Consider the following 954-nt stretch of genomic DNA (forward strand, 5'->3'; position numbering starts at 1 on the left):
TCGCGCTGCACGTCGCGCTGCTGTGGTTCGCGCTCGGCGCGAAAAGCCTCGCCGACCATCTCGCTCCGATCGCCGCCGCGCTGCTGCGGCACGACCTGCCCGGCGCGCGCGCGCTGACCGCGCGGATCGTGTCGCGCGACACGAGCACGGCCGACGAAGGCGCGCTGTCGCGCGCGGCGGTCGAATCGGCGCTCGAGAACGGCAACGACGCGATCTTCGGCGCACTCTTCTGGTTCGTCGTCGCGGGCGGCCCTGGCGCGCTGATGTTCCGGCTCGCGAACACGCTCGACGCGATGTGGGGCTACCGCACACCGCGCTTCCTGACCTTCGGCTGGGCCGCCGCACGAATCGACGACGCGCTGAACTGGATTCCCGCGCGCCTCACGGCCGCGAGCTATGCGCTGCTCGGCGACACCGCGAACGCATGGCGCTGCTGGCGCACGCAGGCGCGCCACTGGGACAGCCCGAACGCGGGCCCGGTGATGGCCGCGGGCGCGGGCAGCCTGAACGTGCAGCTCGGCGGCCCGGCCGTCTATCACGGCGAGCTCGAGCAGCGCCCGCAGCTCGGCAGCGGCTCGCCCGCAACCGCCGCACACATCGTCGCCGCGCTGTCGCTCGTCACGCGCACGCTCGCGCTGTGGCTCGCGCTGCTCGTCGCGAGCGCCGCACTCGTCATGGGCACCCAACATGTCTGATATCCACATCACGCACGGCGGCATCATGCACGGCGGCAACCTGCACGAAGCCGCCCGCCGGCACGGCATCCCGTACGACGCATGGCTCGACCTGTCGACCGGCATCAATCCGGTCGGCTATCCGGTGCCGCCCGTGTCCGCCGACGCGTGGCGCCGGCTGCCCGACGACGGCGACGCGCTCACCGCCTGCGCGGCCCGCTACTATGGCGCGCCGGATGCCGCGCACGTGCTGCCGGTCGCCGGCAGCCAGGCCGCGATC

The 954-nt window shown here is 73.4% G+C and carries 1 protein-coding gene and 1 pseudogene; both read left to right on the forward strand.

Annotated features, from left to right (window positions below):
* Positions 1 to 695: CobD/CbiB family cobalamin biosynthesis protein (locus tag G3N94_RS41665; RefSeq protein WP_205799954.1), on the forward strand; the 695-nt coding region annotated here is incomplete at its 5' end.
* Positions 688 to 954, forward strand: a pseudogene (locus tag G3N94_RS41670) (threonine-phosphate decarboxylase); the annotation flags it as partial. The gene G3N94_RS41665 and the pseudogene G3N94_RS41670, both read left to right, overlap by 8 nt.

The organism is Burkholderia sp. Ac-20353 (assembly GCF_017104785.1).
Lineage (GTDB): Bacteria > Pseudomonadota > Gammaproteobacteria > Burkholderiales > Burkholderiaceae > Burkholderia.